Source organism: Ralstonia sp. AU12-08, assembly GCF_000442475.1.
GTDB classification, from domain to species: Bacteria; Pseudomonadota; Gammaproteobacteria; order Burkholderiales; family Burkholderiaceae; genus Ralstonia; species Ralstonia insidiosa.
Genome location: NZ_ASZV01000047.1, coordinates 110,345 through 126,287, shown reverse-complemented (window position 1 = coordinate 126,287; position 15,943 = coordinate 110,345). Strand labels below are relative to the sequence as shown.

At 65.0% G+C, this 15,943-nt stretch carries 10 protein-coding genes; 2 read left to right on the top strand and 8 right to left on the bottom strand.

What is annotated here, in order from left to right:
* Positions 1 to 399: 399 nt before the first annotated feature.
* On the bottom strand, positions 400 to 2,268 hold the full coding sequence (locus tag C404_RS52755) for a phosphoenolpyruvate carboxykinase (GTP) (RefSeq protein WP_021196910.1): 1,869 nt from the start codon (positions 2,266 to 2,268) through the stop codon (positions 400 to 402).
* Between the two features lie 435 nt (positions 2,269 to 2,703).
* On the opposite strand from C404_RS52755, the gene C404_RS52750 reads away from it, so the two are divergent.
* Positions 2,704 to 3,732: a D-2-hydroxyacid dehydrogenase family protein gene (locus C404_RS52750; protein WP_021196909.1), complete on the top strand. Its 1,029-nt coding sequence runs from the start codon at positions 2,704 to 2,706 to the stop codon at positions 3,730 to 3,732.
* A 22-nt stretch (positions 3,733 to 3,754) separates the two neighbouring features.
* On the opposite strand, the gene C404_RS52745 is transcribed toward C404_RS52750, so the two are convergent.
* The 7 genes from C404_RS52745 to C404_RS52715 form a co-directional block, all read right to left on the bottom strand.
* Complete coding sequence (locus tag C404_RS52745) at positions 3,755 to 4,645, bottom strand: DODA-type extradiol aromatic ring-opening family dioxygenase (protein WP_031329996.1); 891 nt, start codon at positions 4,643 to 4,645, stop codon at positions 3,755 to 3,757.
* Positions 4,646 to 4,794: 149 nt separating this feature from the next.
* Complete coding sequence (locus tag C404_RS52740) at positions 4,795 to 6,264, bottom strand: efflux transporter outer membrane subunit (RefSeq protein WP_021196907.1); 1,470 nt, start codon at positions 6,262 to 6,264, stop codon at positions 4,795 to 4,797.
* 1 nt (position 6,265) lies between these two features.
* Positions 6,266 to 9,454 (bottom strand): efflux RND transporter permease subunit, encoded by a 3,189-nt coding sequence (locus C404_RS52735; RefSeq protein ID WP_021196906.1) that lies wholly within the window; start codon positions 9,452 to 9,454, stop codon positions 6,266 to 6,268.
* Between the two features lie 15 nt (positions 9,455 to 9,469).
* Complete coding sequence (locus C404_RS52730) at positions 9,470 to 10,678, bottom strand: efflux RND transporter periplasmic adaptor subunit (protein ID WP_031329993.1); 1,209 nt, start codon at positions 10,676 to 10,678, stop codon at positions 9,470 to 9,472.
* A gap of 343 nt (positions 10,679 to 11,021) precedes the next feature.
* Positions 11,022 to 12,443: a dihydrolipoyl dehydrogenase family protein gene (locus C404_RS52725; protein ID WP_021196904.1), complete on the bottom strand. Its 1,422-nt coding sequence runs from the start codon at positions 12,441 to 12,443 to the stop codon at positions 11,022 to 11,024.
* A gap of 113 nt (positions 12,444 to 12,556) precedes the next feature.
* Complete coding sequence (locus C404_RS52720) at positions 12,557 to 13,450, bottom strand: patatin-like phospholipase family protein (protein WP_021196903.1); 894 nt, start codon at positions 13,448 to 13,450, stop codon at positions 12,557 to 12,559.
* A complete protein-coding gene (locus tag C404_RS52715) occupies positions 13,447 to 14,118 on the bottom strand; it encodes a TetR family transcriptional regulator (protein WP_021196902.1) in 672 nt (223 codons plus the stop codon). The genes C404_RS52720 and C404_RS52715 overlap by 4 nt, the downstream gene beginning before the upstream one ends.
* A 561-nt stretch (positions 14,119 to 14,679) precedes the next feature.
* Here C404_RS52715 and C404_RS52710 point away from each other — a divergent pair.
* Positions 14,680 to 15,939 (top strand): efflux RND transporter periplasmic adaptor subunit, encoded by a 1,260-nt coding sequence (locus C404_RS52710; protein WP_021196901.1) that lies wholly within the window; start codon positions 14,680 to 14,682, stop codon positions 15,937 to 15,939.
* Positions 15,940 to 15,943: the final 4 nt, after the last annotated feature.

The window sequence follows — 15,943 nt, the reverse complement described above, 5'->3', positions numbered from 1 at the left end:
GCTGGATTATAAGAATGTCGTGGGAATTCGTCACGCGCCAATTTTAAAAGTCGGTAATTTTTTAGGGGCGGTACATTTCGTACGCCAATGATTGACATGCGATCTTCATAAAGCTATGCCCAGCAAAGGTTTCGGGGCGCGTCATGCTTGCAATGATTTGCTGTTCGCATAAATGTGCGGTGATTATGTTTCCACCGGCATATTGTGCAATCACCTGTGCTTGACGGTATTTTTTACAACGGGATTCAATTAAATTTAATTCAAGTGATCTGTTTTATTGAAAGGGGTAAATCGCCTAATTTAAACCTTTAGGATTACTGCTTGTTGCTTGAGCAAGTGCCGGCTGTGGGCGAAAAAAAGCCCGCGCGAGGCGGGCTTCCTGTGGGGCGCGGGTGAGCGTCAGCCTTGCAGGCGACTCTCCAGGCGCGCCTTGGCTTCGGGCAGTGCCTGCGGCAGGTGGTTCGCCAACTGCGTAAACAGCTCGTCGTGCAGCGCCAGCTCCTGCTTCCAGGCGGTGGCGTCCAGCGAGATCACCTTGGCAAACTGCTCGGCCGTGAAGTCCAGGCCGTCCCAGCTCAGCTCTTCGTAGCGCGGCGACACGCCAAAGACGTGCTCATCGCCCTGCACCTGGCCTTCCATGCGGTCGATCATCCACTTCAGCACGCGCATGTTCTCGCCAAAGCCCGGCCACACGAACTTGCCGTTCTCGTCCTTGCGGAACCAGTTCACGCAGAAGATCTTCGGCAGCGTGGCGCCGCTCTTGGCGAGCTGGTCGCCCAGCTTGAGCCAGTGCGCGAAGTAGTCGGCCATGTTGTAGCCGCAGAACGGCAACATGGCGAACGGGTCGCGGCGCACCACGCCCTGCTGGCCAGCGGCCGCAGCGGTGGTTTCCGAGCCCATCGTGGCGGCCATGTACACGCCTTCGATCCAGTCGCGCGCTTCGGTGACGAGCGGCACGGTGGTCGAGCGGCGGCCGCCAAAGATGAACGCATCAATGGGTACGCCGGCCGGGTTGTCCCATTCCGGATCGATCGATGGGCATTGCGAGGCCGGTGCCGTGAAACGCGCATTCGGGTGCGCGGCCTTGCGGCCGGTTTCCTTGCCAATCTCCGGCGTCCAGCTTTGGCCCTGCCAGTCGGTCAGGTGCGCGGGCACGGCGTCGGTCATGCCTTCCCACCACACGTCGCCGTCGTCCGTCAGCGCCACGTTGGTGAAGATGACGTTTTCCTTCAGCGTCGCCATTGCATTGGGGTTGGTCTTCTCACCCGTGCCCGGTGCCACGCCAAAGAAGCCCGATTCCGGGTTGATGGCGTACAGGCGGGTCTGGCCGTCGGCGTCCTGGCGCGGCTTGATCCAGGCGATGTCGTCGCCGATGGTGGTCACCTTCCAGCCGTTGAAGCCGGCCGGCGGAATCAACATCGCAAAGTTGGTCTTGCCGCAGGCTGACGGGAAGGCCGCCGCCACGTGGTACGTCTTACCCTCGGGCGAGGTCACGCCCAGGATCAGCATGTGCTCGGCCAGCCAGCCTTGGTCGCGGCCCATGGTGGACGCGATACGCAGTGCGAAGCACTTCTTGCCCAGCAGCGCGTTGCCGCCGTAGCCGGAGCCGAACGACCAGATTTCACGCGTTTCTGGGAAGTGCACGATGTACTTGGTCGGGTTGCACGGCCACGGCACGTCTTTTTCGCCGGCGGCGAGCGGCTTGCCGACGGTGTGCACGCACGGCACGAACTCGCCGTCAGTGCCCAGCACGTCGTACACCGCGCGACCCATGCGGGTCATGATGCGCATGTTGACGGCCACGTAGGGGCTGTCCGACAGCTCCACGCCAATGTGCGCGATCGGCGAGCCCAGCGGGCCCATTGAGAACGGCACCACGTACAGCGTGCGACCGCGCATGCTGCCGTCAAACAGGCCATTCAGCGTCTGGCGCATCTCGGCCGGGGCGGTCCAGTTGTTGGTGGGGCCGGCGTCTTCCTTCTTTTGCGAGCAGATGAAAGTGCGGTCTTCCACACGCGCCACGTCCGACGGGTCCGACAGCGCCAGGTACGAGTTCTTGCGCTTGGCCGGGTTGAGCTGCTTCATGGTGCCGGCGGCGACCATCTCTGCGCACAGGCGGTCGTACTCTTCTTGCGAGCCATCGCACCAGACAATGCGCTCCGGCTTGGTGAGTGCAGCGATTTCGCCCACCCATGCGACCAGGCGCGGGTGTTTCACGTAATCGGGCACGTTCAATGCGGGCACGCCCTGCATCGCGGGTTGATTCATGACCAAAACTCCAATGGAAGTGAAAAAGAAAGCGGTGGCAGATCAGCACGGCAACCAGGGGCAGCGCGCCCGGCGGCGGCATGGAAGGCGATCGACGGCGCATCGTGAACGGGCCGGATCAGCGATTTCCAGAGGGAAGGGCAACGCAGGCGGAGGGACAGGAGCCGTGCTGATTTCACATTCAGTTACAAAGCGGTGCGCTGACGGAACGTGGGTTTTTCCGGGCAGCGGGGGCCGCGTGCGCTAAAGTGGCGGGACCGAGGTCAACAGACCCTAGAACAAGGACTCGTCACCAGCGAGGCGGCGCAAATTGCGTGCCCGCGGCGGGCAATTCCAAACGTCGCAACGGATTGTTGTGCGACGAGGGATGGGAAGAATACCACCGCGAGGGATCGCTGTTTTTTGCTGCGCACCATTGTTCGAAGTGAGATGTCGATGAAGATTGCCGTACTGGACGACTACCAAGACGCTGTCCGCAAGCTGGATTGCTTCAGCCTGATGCAGGACCACGAAGTCAAAGTGTTCAACAACACCGTCAAAGGCGTGGGGCAATTGGCCGCACGCGTGGCGGATGTGGAAGCCATCGTGCTGATCCGGGAGCGCACGCGCGTGACGCGTCAGTTGCTCGATCGCCTGCCCAAACTCAAGATCATCAGCCAGACCGGCCGTGTGTCGCGCGATACCGGCAGCCATATCGATCTGGATGCCTGTACCGACAAGGGCGTGGTCGTGCTGGAGGGCAAGGGCTCGCCGGTAGCGCCGGCCGAGCTGACGTGGGCGCTGGTGATGGCCGCGCAGCGCCGCATTCCGCAGTACGTGGCGAGCCTCAAGCACGGCGCGTGGCAGCAGTCGGGGCTGAAGTCGACCACGATGCCGCCCAACTTCGGCATCGGCCGTGTGCTGAAGGGCCAGACGCTCGGTATTTTTGGTTACGGCAAGATCGGCCAGCTTGTGGCGGGTTATGGCCGTGCCTTTGGCATGAACGTGCTGGTGTGGGGCCGTGAGGGCTCGCAGGAGCGCGCGCGCGCCGACGGCTTTGGCGTGGCGGAATCGAAGGAGGCGCTGTTCGAGCAGTCCGACGTGTTGTCCGTCCACCTGCGCTTGAACGACGAGACGCGCGGCATTGTGACGGTGGCCGACCTCACGCGCATGAAGCCGACCGCCCTCTTCGTCAACACCAGCCGCGCTGAACTGGTGGAAGAAAACGGCCTGGTGACCGCGCTCAACCGCGGGCGCCCGGGTATGGCCGCCATCGACGTGTTTGAAACGGAACCCATCCTGCAGGGCCACACCCTGCTGCGCATGGAGAACTGCATCTGCACGCCGCACATCGGCTATGTGGAACGCGACAGCTACGAGATGTACTTCCGCGTCGCGTTCCAGAACATCCTCGATGTGCTGCAGGGCAACGTCGACAGCGTCGTTAACCCGACAGCGCTGGCACCCGCGCTCATTCGCGCCTGACGCCAACCATCGTTTAGACCGATCAAGCCGCGGCGCGAAGCTGCGGCTGATTGGCGCCTGCGCCGTCAAAGCGGAAGCTGTCCATTGCCAGCGAGCCGTAGGTGACGGTGTCGACCACGTGCTGGGCCTGCACGCCGCCGGCCGTGGCCTGCGCCGGTTGGCCCATTGCCGCGCCCAGTGCCACGTACAGCGGCATCAGGTGCTCGTCGGTCGGGTGGGCGTGGGCGGCTTGCGGGGCTTGCGCGCGGTAGTCGCAGAAGGTGGTGAAATCACCACTGCGGATGCCTTCGGTCATGGCCTCCATCATCCATTCGCGGAACGCATCCACCCACGGCTCGACCGGCACACCATGCTGCGCCGTGCCGGGGCCGCGCATGAGCGCGCGCAGGTTGTGTGTGAAGCTGCCTGAGCCGATGATCAGCACGCCCTCGTCGCGCAGCGGCGCGAGCGTGCGCCCCATCGCCATCTGGCAGGCGGGCGACAGGCCAGGCATCAGTGATACCTGCACCACGGGGATCTTCGCCTCGGGGAACATCAGCATCAGCGGCACCCAGGCGCCATGGTCCAGCGGCTGGCGCGGGTCGAGCACGGTGGAGGCTTGCTCCTCCAATCCGGGGACGATGTTGCCGTCGATCAGCGCGCGGATGCGCTCGGCCAGATCGGGTGCGCCTGGCGGCGCATATTCCAGCGCGTAGAGCTGCGGCGGAAAGCCGCCAAAGTCGTGCCAGGCCTCCTGCTGTGCACGCGCGGTGACGGCCGGGCGGCGCGTCATCCAATGCGGAGAAACGACCACGATGGCACGTGGGCTGAGCGCGGTCATCTCTTGCCCAAGCGCAGCGAGGGATTGGCCGACAGGGCCCGGATCGGCCGCCAGCATCGGCGACCCATGAGACAGATAGAGCACGGGAAGCATGTCAAATTTCCTGAAGAATGTGGCCATCATTTTGCGCCTCCTCTACGCGGGTAACGTGCATGGATTTGGCGGTGGGGGTCAGGAAAACTGAAGAAGATGTGCGCAAAAAAGCCCGCCGGAGCGGGCAATGGAATCGGAGGACAGGCGCGTCAGCTTGCCGAAGTGGTCTCCGGCGACGGTGCCGCGGCGGCCGATTGCTCGGTCCACCCGCCGCCCAGGGCCTTGTACAGCGTCACCAGATTGTTCAGCCGCGACACGCGCAACGTGATCAGGCTCTGCTGCGCGTTGAACAGCGAGCGCTCGGCGTCGAGCAGCGTCAGTGCGCTGTCCACGCCACGTTGGGCGCGCGCCTCCGACAGGAGGAAGCGTTTGCCTTCGGACTGCACCAATGCCTGCTGTGCAGTCAGTTGCTCGTCGAGCAGGGCGCGGCCCGACAGCGCGTCCGATACCTCTTGGAACGCGGTCTGAATGGCCTTTTCGTACTGCGCCACAGCGATCTTCTTGTTGGCTTCCGACACGCGCAGGTTGGCCAGGTTGGCGCCGCCCGAGAAGATCGGCAGGCTGATCGACGGGCCGAAGCTCCACGCGCCCTGGCCGCCCTTGAACAGGTCTGAGAACGCAGCGCTGGCGGTGCCGTAGCTGCCGGTGAGCGTGATGCGCGGGAAGAACGCCGCACGCGCCGCGCCGATATCCGCATTGGCGGCCTTGAGCGTGTGCTCGGCCTGGAGGATGTCGGGGCGACGCTCCAGCAGGTCGCTCGGCAAGCCGGCGGGCAGGTCGGTCAGCAGGCGTTGTGCATCAAGGCCACCGCCGGTGGGCAACTCCGCTGGCAGCGGCTGGCCGATCAACACCACCAACGCATGCTCGGCCTGTGCGGCTTGCAGCTTGGAGGCGGCCAGTGCCGTTTGCGCGGTGTTGCGCGCGGTCTCGGCGGCGGCCAGGTCCAGTGCGGACGAGGCACCGACCTCGAAGCTGCGCTGCGTGAGCGCGAGGCTGCGCTCGTACGATGCCAGCGTGCCTTGTGCCAGCTGCACCTGCGCCTGCGCGCCCAGCCACGACAGATACTGGCTCGCCACGCCCGACACCAGCGTGATCTGCGCCGAGCGCTGTGCCGCCAGGGTCGAGAAGTAGGTCTCCAGCGCCTCGTTCTTCAGGCTGCGTACACGGCCGAACAGGTCCAGCTCGTAGGCGGTAAAGCCCAGGCCGGCGGAGTAGTCGTTGCCAACCGTGGCCCGGCCCAGCCCGTTGAGGTCGCCCGGCGTGCGGGCGCGGGTGCCGGCCGCTGAAGCGGCAATGCTCGGGAACAGATCGGCACGCTGGATCTGGTACTGCGCGCGTGCCTTCTCTACCTGCAGGGTGGCCACGCGCAGGTCGCGGTTGTTCTGCAGGGCCAGCGTGATCAACGCTTGCAGGCGCGCATCGGCAAAGAAGTCGCGCCAGCCGATGTCGGCGGCGGCGACTTGCGATGTGGCTGCACCTTGCGCGGCGTGCGGCGCATCGGCGGGCCAGTCCTGGGCCACAGGTGCATCCGGGCGATGGTAGGTCGGGGCCAGCGTGCAGCCGGCCAGCGTGGCCGCCGCAGCGGCGGCCAGGGTCAGTCGGGTGAGGGTCGTTGTCATGTCAGTGGCCCTTCGCCGGTGCGTTGGGAGTTGCGGTGGCAGCGGTGCCCCCGCTCGGAGTGGCCGGCGGGTTCGGTTGCGTCGGCACATCTGGAATGCGGAACAGGCGATTCACCACCACAAAGAACACCGGCACGAAGAAGATCGCCAGCAGCGTGGCCGACAACATGCCGCCTGCCACACCGGTGCCGATGGCGTTCTGGCTGCCCGCGCCCGCGCCGTTGGCAAACACCAGCGGCAGTACGCCCAGGATGAAGGCGATGGACGTCATCAGAATCGGCCGCAGGCGCATGCGCACGGCAGACAGCGTGGCGTCGATCAGGCTCTTGCCCGCTTCGTGCTCTTCCTTGGCAAATTCCACGATCAGAATCGCGTTCTTGGCGGACAGGCCAATGGTGGTCAACAGCCCCACCTGGAAGTACACGTCGTTCGACAGGCCGCGCCCAGTGGCTGCCAAGATGGCGCCGAGCACGCCCAGCGGCACGACCAGCATGACCGAGAAAGGAATCGCCCAGCTTTCATACAGTGCCGCCAGACACAGGAACACCACCAGCAGCGAGATCGCGTACAGCGCCGGCGCTTGCGAGCCGGAGAGCTTTTCCTGGAACGACAGGCCGGTCCACTCGTAACCGATACCGGCCGGCAGCTTGGCGATCATGGCTTCCATGGCCGCCATTGCGTCGCCCGTGCTCTTGCCCGGTGCGGGCATGCCGAGGACTTCCATCGACGACACGCCGTTGTAGCGCTCCAGGCGCGGCGAGCCATACGTCCAATGCCCGGAAGCGAAGGAGCCGAACGGCACCATCGTGCCGGTGGCGTTGCGCACGTACCAGCGGTTCACGTCGTCGGGCAGCATGCGGAATTCCGCATCGGCTTGCTGATACACCTTCTTCACGCGGCCGTTGTCGACAAAGTCGTTGATGTACTGCGAGCCCCAGGCGGCCGAGAGCACCGAGTTCACGTCGGTGAGCGACAGCCCGAGTGCGGCGGCTTTCGCCTGGTCCACGTCGATCTTGTACTGCGGTGTGTCGTCCATGCCGTTCGGGCGCACGGCCATCACGTCATGGCTCTTGGCGGCCATGGCGAGCAACTCGTTGCGCGCTTCGGTCAACTTTTCATGGCCAAGACCGGCCTGGTCTTTGAGCTGCAAGTCAAAGCCGCTGGCGTTGCCCAGCTCCATCACTGCGGGCGGGACGAAGGCGTAGGCCAGTGCGCCCTTGATGTGCGAGAAAGCACCCATGGCACGGTTGGCCACCGCCTGGACCTTCTGGTCGGCGCGTTTGCGCTGGCTCCAGTCCTTCATCATCACAAAGGCCACGCCCATGTTGGCGCCGCGCCCGGCAAAGCTGAAGCCCGCTACGGTGAAGACCGAGGCGACGTTGTCCTTCTCATCGGTCAGCAGGTAGTGCTCGACTTGCTTGAGCACCTCGATGGTCTGTTCTTGCGTGGCGCCGGTCGGCAATTGGATCTGCGCAAACATCACGCCCTGGTCTTCGTCCGGCAGGAAGGCCGAGGGCAGGCGCATGAACAGCACTGCCAGCACGCCCACAATGGCGGCATACACCAGCATCATGCGCACCGGCTTCTTGAGCAGGCGTTGCACGCCCGAGGTGTAGCGGTGTGTGCCGTTGTCGAGTGTGCGGTTGAACCAGCGGAACAGCGCGAACTTCTTCTCCTCGTGGTCCTTGTCGATCGGCTTGAGCAGCGTCGCGCACAGCGCAGGCGTGAGGATCATCGCCACCAGCACCGACAGCACCATGGCCGAGACGATGGTGATCGAGAACTGACGATAGATCGCCCCGGTCGAGCCCGAGAAGAACGCCATCGGAATGAACACGGCCGAGAGCACCAGGGCAATGCCGACCAGCGCGCCCGTGATCTGCCCCATCGATTTGCGCGTAGCTTCCTTGGGCGGCAGGCCCTCTTCGCTCATCACGCGCTCGACGTTTTCCACCACCACGATGGCATCGTCCACCAGCAGGCCGATCGCCAGCACCATGCCAAACATGGTGAACGTGTTGATGGAGAAGCCCGCCGCCGCCAGCACGCCAAACGTACCCAGCAGCACCACCGGCACGGCAATGGTCGGGATGAGTGTGGCGCGGAAGTTCTGCAGGAACAGGTACATCACGCAGAAGACCAGCACGATGGCTTCGGCCAGTGTCTTGATCACGTCCTCGATCGACTGCTTGACCACCGGCGTGGTGTCATACGGCGTGACGACTTCCAGGCCCTTCGGGAAGTATTGCGACAGCGTCTTCACCTCGTCGCGCACCACCTGGGCGGTGGCCAGCGCGTTGGCGCCCGTGGCCAACTGAATGCCGACGCCGGCCGCCGGCTTGCCGTTGTAGCGCGAGAGGATCGAGTAATCCTGGCCGCCCAGCTCCACGCGGGCCACATCGCCCAGCAGCACTTTCGAGCCATCCGGGTTGACCTTGAGCAGCACGTTGCGGAACTGCTCGGCGGTTTGCAGGCGCGTCTGTGCGGTGATGGTGGCGTTCAACTGCTGGCCAGATACGGCGAGTGCGCCGCCCAACTGGCCAGCCGACACGTCGGCGTTTTGCGCCTGCACGGCGTTGGCGACGTCGTTGGTGGTGAGCTGATAGCTCGTGAGCTTGTTCGGGTCCAGCCACAGGCGCATGGCATACGGCGCACCGAACACGGTGACGGTACCGACGCCGGGCAGGCGGCTGATCGGGTCCTTCATCGTCGAGTTGATGTAGTCGCCCAGTGCGCTCTTGTCCATCGAGCCATCGGTGGAGACTACCCCCAGCACCATCAGGAAGCTGGCGTTGGCCTTGGCCACGCTGATGCCCAACTGCTGCACCACTTGCGGCAGCAGCGGTGTGGCCAGTTGCAGCTTGTTTTGCACTTGCACCTGCGCGATGTTCGGGTCCGCCGCCGACGTAAACGTCAGCGTGATCTGCACGTTGCCGGCGGAGTCCGACGTCGACGCCATGTATTGCAGGTTGTCGATGCCGTTCATCTGCTGCTCGATCACCTGCGTGACGGTGTCCTCCACCGTCTTGGCGCTCGCACCCGGGTAGGTGGCGTTGATCACCACCGACGGCAGCGCGATGGTCGGATACTGCGACACCGGCAGGCTGGTGATGGACAAAGCCCCCGCCAGCATGATGACGATGGCGACCACCCACGCAAAGATAGGGCGGTCAATAAAGAAGCGTGCCATGTTGAATGCCCTCGCTTACTTGGCCGCAACCTGCGCCGCCGGGGCGGAGGCCGCATCCGGGGTTGCTGGTTGCGTGGCGGGAGCATCGGCTGCCACGGTCGTCACATCCCCACCCGGCTTGACCTTTTGCAAGCCGTTCACGATGACCTTGTCGCCGGCGGTCAGGCCGCTGTCGATCACCCACACCGAGCCGACGGCCGTGGTGGCCTTCACGGGGCGCGCTTCCACCTTGTTCTGCGCGTTGACGATCATCACCGTGGCGTTGCCTGCGGCATCGCGCGAGAGCGCGGCCTGCGGCACCGTCAGTGCGTTCTGCTGCGTGGCCTGGTCCAGGCGCGCGCGCACGAACATGCCGGGCAGCAGGTCCTTGTTGGGGTTCGGGAATTCCGCGCGCAGGCTGACCGACCCGGTGGTCTGGTCCACCGTGATGTCGGAGAACTTGAACGTGCCCGGCAGCGGGTACACCGTGCCGTCATCCAGCACCAGGTGCACCTGGGCTGCCTTGCCGTCCACGCCTTGCAACTGGCCGGCCTGCATGGCGCGGCGCAGCGCCAGGATTTGCGTGCTGGCCTGCGTCACATCCACGTAGATCGGGTCGAGCTGCGTGACGGTCGCCATGAGCGTGGCATCGCCCTGCCCGACCAGCGCGCCTTCCGTCACCTGTGCGGCACCGATGCGGCCATCGATGGGCGAGTTGACCTTGGTGTAGCCGAGGTTCAGCTCGGCCGTACGCACTGCTGCGCGGGCTGAGGCCAAGTCTGCCTCGCTCTGCTTCACGGCGATGACGGCGTTGTCGTAGTCTTGCTTGCTCACCGCGTTGATGGGCACCAGATCTCGATAGCGTGCCTCTTGCAAGGCGGCTTGCGCCAGCGTGGCCTGGGCCTTGGCAGCGGCGGCGCGGGCGCTATCCAGTGTCGCTTGCAGCGGGGCCGGGTCGATCTGAAACAACGATTGGCCAGCCTTGACCTCGCTGCCTTCCACGAACTGCTTCTTGAGCACGATGCCTGCAGCACGTGCGCGCACCTGCGCTACGCGCACGGGGTTCACGCGGCCGGGCAACTCAACGGCCACCGGCAGGTTTTGTGCGGCGACGGTGACGACGCCCACTTCAACAGGGCCCGAAGCATGTGGCACGGGTTTGTCTTTGCCGCAGGCGGCAAGCACGGTCACCAGCGCGGCAGCAGCCACCAGGCGACGGGAACACAACAGGGAACGGTTACGCATGACGCGTCCTCGGCTAACAAAGCGTGGGTTGATGGAGCGCCCCGCCAGGAGTTGGCGGTGGCGTTGGTCAGGCGTGAGGGCGATGAGGGGGCGGCACAGCGTCGGGCGGCATGTGTGCCGGCAGTGCAGCCGTATCACCCGCATGTAGTACCGCGTAAGCCAATGGCCGAGGCAGCTTGCCTGATCAGTCAATCGGCAAATATAAGGATGCCGATGTTGCGGTGCACCCTAACCAAGCAGAACGACATCTTTTCAACATGAATTTAAGAAGTCGCTTGGGAATCGTCTGAAAAACGGCCCCCGGTACGGTGTTACGCGCAACAGCCTGTTGTTGCCAATGGGATTAGAGGCTCAGCAGTTCTTCCGCCACCGTCGGGTGCAGGCCCACCGTGGTGCGCAGATGCTTGAGCCGCACCCCCATGCGCACCGCCACCGCCAGCGCCTGGATGATCTCGGGCGCGGCGTTGTCGACGATGTGCGCGCCGAGCACGCGCCCGCTGCGCGCGTTGCACACCAGCTTGATCAGCGATTCCATGCCGGTGCCGGCAAAGCGCTGTTCGAGTGAAACGAAGCGGCGGACTACCACGTCAATGCGGTCGGCGGCGGCGCGTTTGTCGGTGTCTGCGCGGTCTGGCCAGCGCGTGCGTGCGTCAGCTTCGGTCAAGCCCACGGTGGCGATGGCCGGGTCGCAGAACACTGCCGTCGGCACCGCATTCATGTCGGGCAGTCGCAGCATCCCCTTCAGGCCCTTGCCGAACAGACGCTCCGCCACGTACTGCCCTTGTGCGGTGGCCACGGGCGTGAGCTGCTGCGCGCTGCTGACATCGCCCACGGCATGCACGCCGCGCGCGCGGGTACGGAAGTGGCGGTCCACGGCGATACCGCCGCGCGCATCGAGCGAGACACCTGCCGCGTCCAGCCCCAGCCCCGCAGTGGTCGGTGCGCGGCCAATGGCGGCCAGCACGCGCTGGGCACGCAGCACGCGTGGGATGTCACTGGACGTGTCGTCGCTCACGTAGACGGCCACGCCATCGCCATTGACCGCATCGCGCTCCACGCGCACGACGTCGGCGTTTGGTACAAGGTCGACGCCGCAGTGGGCTAACGCCTGCGCGGAGGCCTCCGACACGGCGACATCAAATTCGGACAGCACGCGTGCCTCGCGCACCAGCAGCGTCACGCGCACGCCAAAGCGCGCCAGCATCGATGCCAACTCCACCGCCACCACACCGCCGCCCACGATAATGAGCGAGGCGGGCAGTGTGTCCCAGCCGAAAACGTCGTCGGAGCTGCAGGCGAGTTCGGCGCCGGGCACCGGTAGCGGAACAGGGTGTGCGCCGGTGGCCAGCACCACCTGCCGCGCGCGCAGCGTGGTCTTGCCGGTCTCGCCGTGCAACCGGACGATGCCGCGCCCGCGCAGCGAGGCCATGCCGGTCAGCCACTGCACACCGGCGTCCAGCAGGTGTGAGTGATAGACCTCGTTCAGGCGCGCCACCTCGGCGCGGGTGCGGGCGATGGCCTGGCCCCAGGCGTCGGCGGCATGCGTCGCGCGCAGGCAACGCGCAATCGTCTGTGACCAGGCCGCACCGTAACCGAGCAGCTTCTTGGGCACGCAGCCGCGGTTGACGCAGGTGCCGCCCACCTGCGCGCGGTCGATGATCAGGGTGCGCGCGCCCAACTGCGCTGCACGGCGCGCGGCCGCCAGCCCGGCCGAGCCAGCGCCGATCACGATCAAATCAAAGGAGGCTGCGGATTTTGCGGGCATGGCGGTGTCCGTCTGTCCATCAAGGTGGCATCGGCCGGACGGCCATGGCGGCACGCCGGCGGGCGCACCGTGTGCAGCAAACGGCGCGACCGCCGCTTGCCGGATGACGATGGCTACGCAGCCACCGGTTCGGCGAACCCGCGTGGAAGTTCGCGCAGGAAGGTTTCGCCGTCATGACGGCCGAGTGCATAGGCGTCGCGCATGGCGCCCGGGCGGGTGTAGTCCCAGCTCGAGATCGGCACCTTGCGCGAGGGTTGCACGTAAAAGCGGCGCTGTACGCCGCCGGCCACGGGCACATCCATGCGGAAGAACGTTGGGCGCGGGTACAGGCGCGTCACCAGCACCAGTGCATCGCCCGGGGTCGGGTCCAGCGCGTGCACCGGCACGTTGTCGACCATGCCGCCGTCGAGCACCGGCCGCCCCGCGCGCCGCAGGACCGGCGTGAACGGCGGGGTCGATGCGGATTGCAGCAACAGGTCGGCCAGCTCTTCGGGCGAGGCGCAATCCTGCGCGCGCACGAATTCGGGCGTGAAGCCCAGGCGCCGGCCCAATGTCGGGTGCAGCGTCTTACGGACGTGCTTTTCGATGTTGTACGCGATCAGCCCCGCCGCCACGGCCGTGCGCGCGCCCATCCAGCGTGGGATATGCGCCACGCCGATGCGGATCTCGGGCGCCTGCGCCAGCCGCGCAAAGCGGCCCTCGCCAAACACCGTCAGCAGCGCCGTGCGGTACATGCCGTAGTGCGGGAACACGCGCTCGCCGCGCAGCAGGTTGCCCCAGTGGGCGTTGCGCTTGTTGTGGCGCAGGGTCTCGCCGTAATAGTCCATCAGCTCGGCGGAATTCCAGGCGTGCAGCATGCAGGCTGTCGACGCGCCAGCCGAGATGCCGGTGATCACACGTGGCGCCAGGCCCAGTTCGGGCTGCACGACATCCCACCATCCGGCTTGCCACCAGCAGCGGTTGCCACCACCGGCAAACACCATCTGATCGAAAGTGGGCGTGCTCATGCGGAGGCCTCGGTACGGGCGGAGCCAGTAGCCGGCTGCGGCAGGCGCAGCGCGGGCGAATATTTCAGGGTGTCGATGCAGGCGTCCATGAGGCGCTCGCGTTTGCTGGCGAGGGAGGAGGCATCCGGATAGAACAGGAAGTCGCCCATGATGCCGTTGAACGTGGCATGGAAATGCGACACCGCCAGGGGAATGTCCAGGTCAGTCGGCAACTGCCCGCGCCGCGTTGCCTGTTCGATGATGCTGGTCAGGTGCGTCATGCCTTCCTCAAAGGATTCCTGCTGGCGCTTGAGGATGGGGCTCGTGTCTTCCACGAACTCGCACTTGTTGAACATGATCTCGAAGACTTTGCGCCAGTGCGCGTCTTCCACCAGTTGGCGCAGCAGAAAGTTGCCCACTGTGCGCAGCTCACCCAGTGGGTCGTCGGCTTCCACCCCCAGTGGCGTGCACATGGTCTCCATCGGCAGCTTCACACGCTCGCACATGGCGGCGAACACGTCCGCCTTGTTGCGGAAATGCCAGTAGATGGCGCCGCGCGTCACGCCTGCGGCCTGTGCGATATCCGATAGCGACGTGCGTGCCACGCCACGTGCATAAAACACGTCTTCTGCCGCATCCAGAATGCGGTTGCGTGTTTCCAGTGCTTCTTCCTTGGTTCGTCTGACCATGATCTTCCAGAGGAATGCCGGCTCACCCTGCCAGCGTTCTTTCGATTCGCTTTTGTGCGTCGCACAATCTTTGGCAACGCATTATTTCATACTGCGCAACAATGCGCCCAGTGCTTCAGGCGATGCAGGCCTTGATGGATCGCACCTTGCCGCGATCCCGCGCCGTTCCGCCATTGCAACGAATTTAGCCAAAGTTGCAACAATGGCCCTGCTTCGCCCAAGGATCCTGCTTACATACATGCGTGAACGTATCTATAATAGCGCGCACTTCGCCTGTTGCACATCGCAACATTCGCCAGATCAACTTGGTCAGTTCTACAGCCCGAGCGTCTTGTGACTGGGGGAAGCACTGCAGCAAATCGCGCTCGTTCTCGCGTCGTTGAGTCCGTTTTGTTGCGACTTCGTCGCAAACGCCGTATCGCATGCCATCGGATGCGGCTAGGATCGTGCGTTTCAATTGTATTTTTTGGTTTCGCTGACGGTTTGCCGATACCGCACTCGCACTCGTTTGCGCGGCGGCGCGGCGCCCGGCATTCCGCTTATCGCCACATGGGGTCATCTATGACGAACACCCGCCGTTATCACCAACTCGCTGCCGCCGCATTCATGGTGGTGGCGCTTGCAGCCTGCGGCAACAAGCAGGCACAAGGGCCGGGCGGCGCCGGCATGCCTCCGGCCGAAGTCGGCGTTGTGACCGTGCAGCCGCACGCTGTCGGTCTGACCAGCGAATTGCCGGGTCGCCTGGAAGCCACGCGTGTGGCCCAGGTGCGCGCGCGGGTCGCGGGCATCGTGCTCAAGCGTTCGTACGCTGAAGGCAGTGACGTAAAGGCTGGTCAGCAGCTGTTCCAGATCGACCCGGCGCAGTATCAGGCCTCGCTCGACAGCGCCAAGGCGCAACTGGCACGCTCCGAAGCCACGCAAACGCAGGCGCAACTGAAGGCCGAGCGCTACAAGCCGCTGGTCGCCACCAACGCCATCAGCAAGCAGGATTACGACGATGCGACGGCCGCTGCCAAGCAGGCCACCGCTGACGTAGCTGCCGCGCGCGCTGCCGTGGAAACCGCCAAGCTGAATCTTGGTTACGCCAGCGTCACTTCGCCGATCGCCGGCCGCGCCGGTCTGGCACAGATCACTGAAGGCGCACTGGTTGGCCAGGGTGAAGCCACGCTGCTGACCACCGTGCAGCAGATCGACCCGATCTACCTGACCTTCACGCAGTCGAGCACTGAAGTGATGCGCCTGCAGGAAGCACTCAAGGCCGGCAAGCTGGCCAAGGTTGGCGGTGATGCCGCCAAGGTCACGCTGGTGACGGAAGACGGCCGCGCCTATGCGCAGCCCGGCAAGCTGTACTTCTCTGACCTGACGGTGGACCCGGCCACCGGCACGATCACGCTGCGCGCGATCGTGCCGAACGCCGACCGCACGCTGTTGCCAGGCATGTACGTGCGCGCCCGTCTGGAGCAGGCCGTGGACGAGCAAGCCATCACGGTGCCGCAACAGGCCGTGACGCGCAGCCCGGATGGTGCCTCGGTCATGATCGTAGACGCCGATGGCAAGGTGGCGGTGCGTCAGGTTCAGGCGGACCGTTCAACTGGTACGGAGTGGATCGTCTCCAGCGGACTGAAGGCGGGTGACAAGGTCATCGTCGACGGCCTGCAGAAGGTTCGCCCAGGCGCGCCGGTGAAGGCTGTGCCGTGGCAACCGGGCACAGCGCCGGGCCAAGGTCAGGGCCAAGCCAAGCCAGGTCAGGGTGCAGCACCTGCTGCCAGCGCCCCAGCAGCAAGCGCCCCCGCTGCCAGCGCACCGGCAGCCAAGCAGTAAACAA

Bases quoted from the DNA above. Each gene is read 5' to 3' on its own strand.
- C404_RS52725 (WP_021196904.1), bottom strand. From the start codon at position 12,443: ATGCCCGCAAAATCCGCAGCCTCCTTTGATTTGATCGTGATCGGCGCT.
- C404_RS52745 (WP_031329996.1), bottom strand. From the start codon at position 4,645: ATGCTTCCCGTGCTCTATCTGTCTCATGGGTCGCCGATGCTGGCGGCC.
- C404_RS52715 (WP_021196902.1), bottom strand. From the start codon at position 14,118: ATGGTCAGACGAACCAAGGAAGAAGCACTGGAAACACGCAACCGCATT.
- C404_RS52730 (WP_031329993.1), bottom strand. From the start codon at position 10,678: ATGCGTAACCGTTCCCTGTTGTGTTCCCGTCGCCTGGTGGCTGCTGCC.
- C404_RS52740 (WP_021196907.1), bottom strand. From the start codon at position 6,264: ATGACAACGACCCTCACCCGACTGACCCTGGCCGCCGCTGCGGCGGCC.
- C404_RS52720 (WP_021196903.1), bottom strand. From the start codon at position 13,450: ATGAGCACGCCCACTTTCGATCAGATGGTGTTTGCCGGTGGTGGCAAC.
- C404_RS52755 (WP_021196910.1), bottom strand. From the start codon at position 2,268: ATGAATCAACCCGCGATGCAGGGCGTGCCCGCATTGAACGTGCCCGAT.
- C404_RS52750 (WP_021196909.1), top strand. From the start codon at position 2,704: ATGAAGATTGCCGTACTGGACGACTACCAAGACGCTGTCCGCAAGCTG.
- C404_RS52710 (WP_021196901.1), top strand. From the start codon at position 14,680: ATGACGAACACCCGCCGTTATCACCAACTCGCTGCCGCCGCATTCATG.
- C404_RS52735 (WP_021196906.1), bottom strand. From the start codon at position 9,454: ATGGCACGCTTCTTTATTGACCGCCCTATCTTTGCGTGGGTGGTCGCC.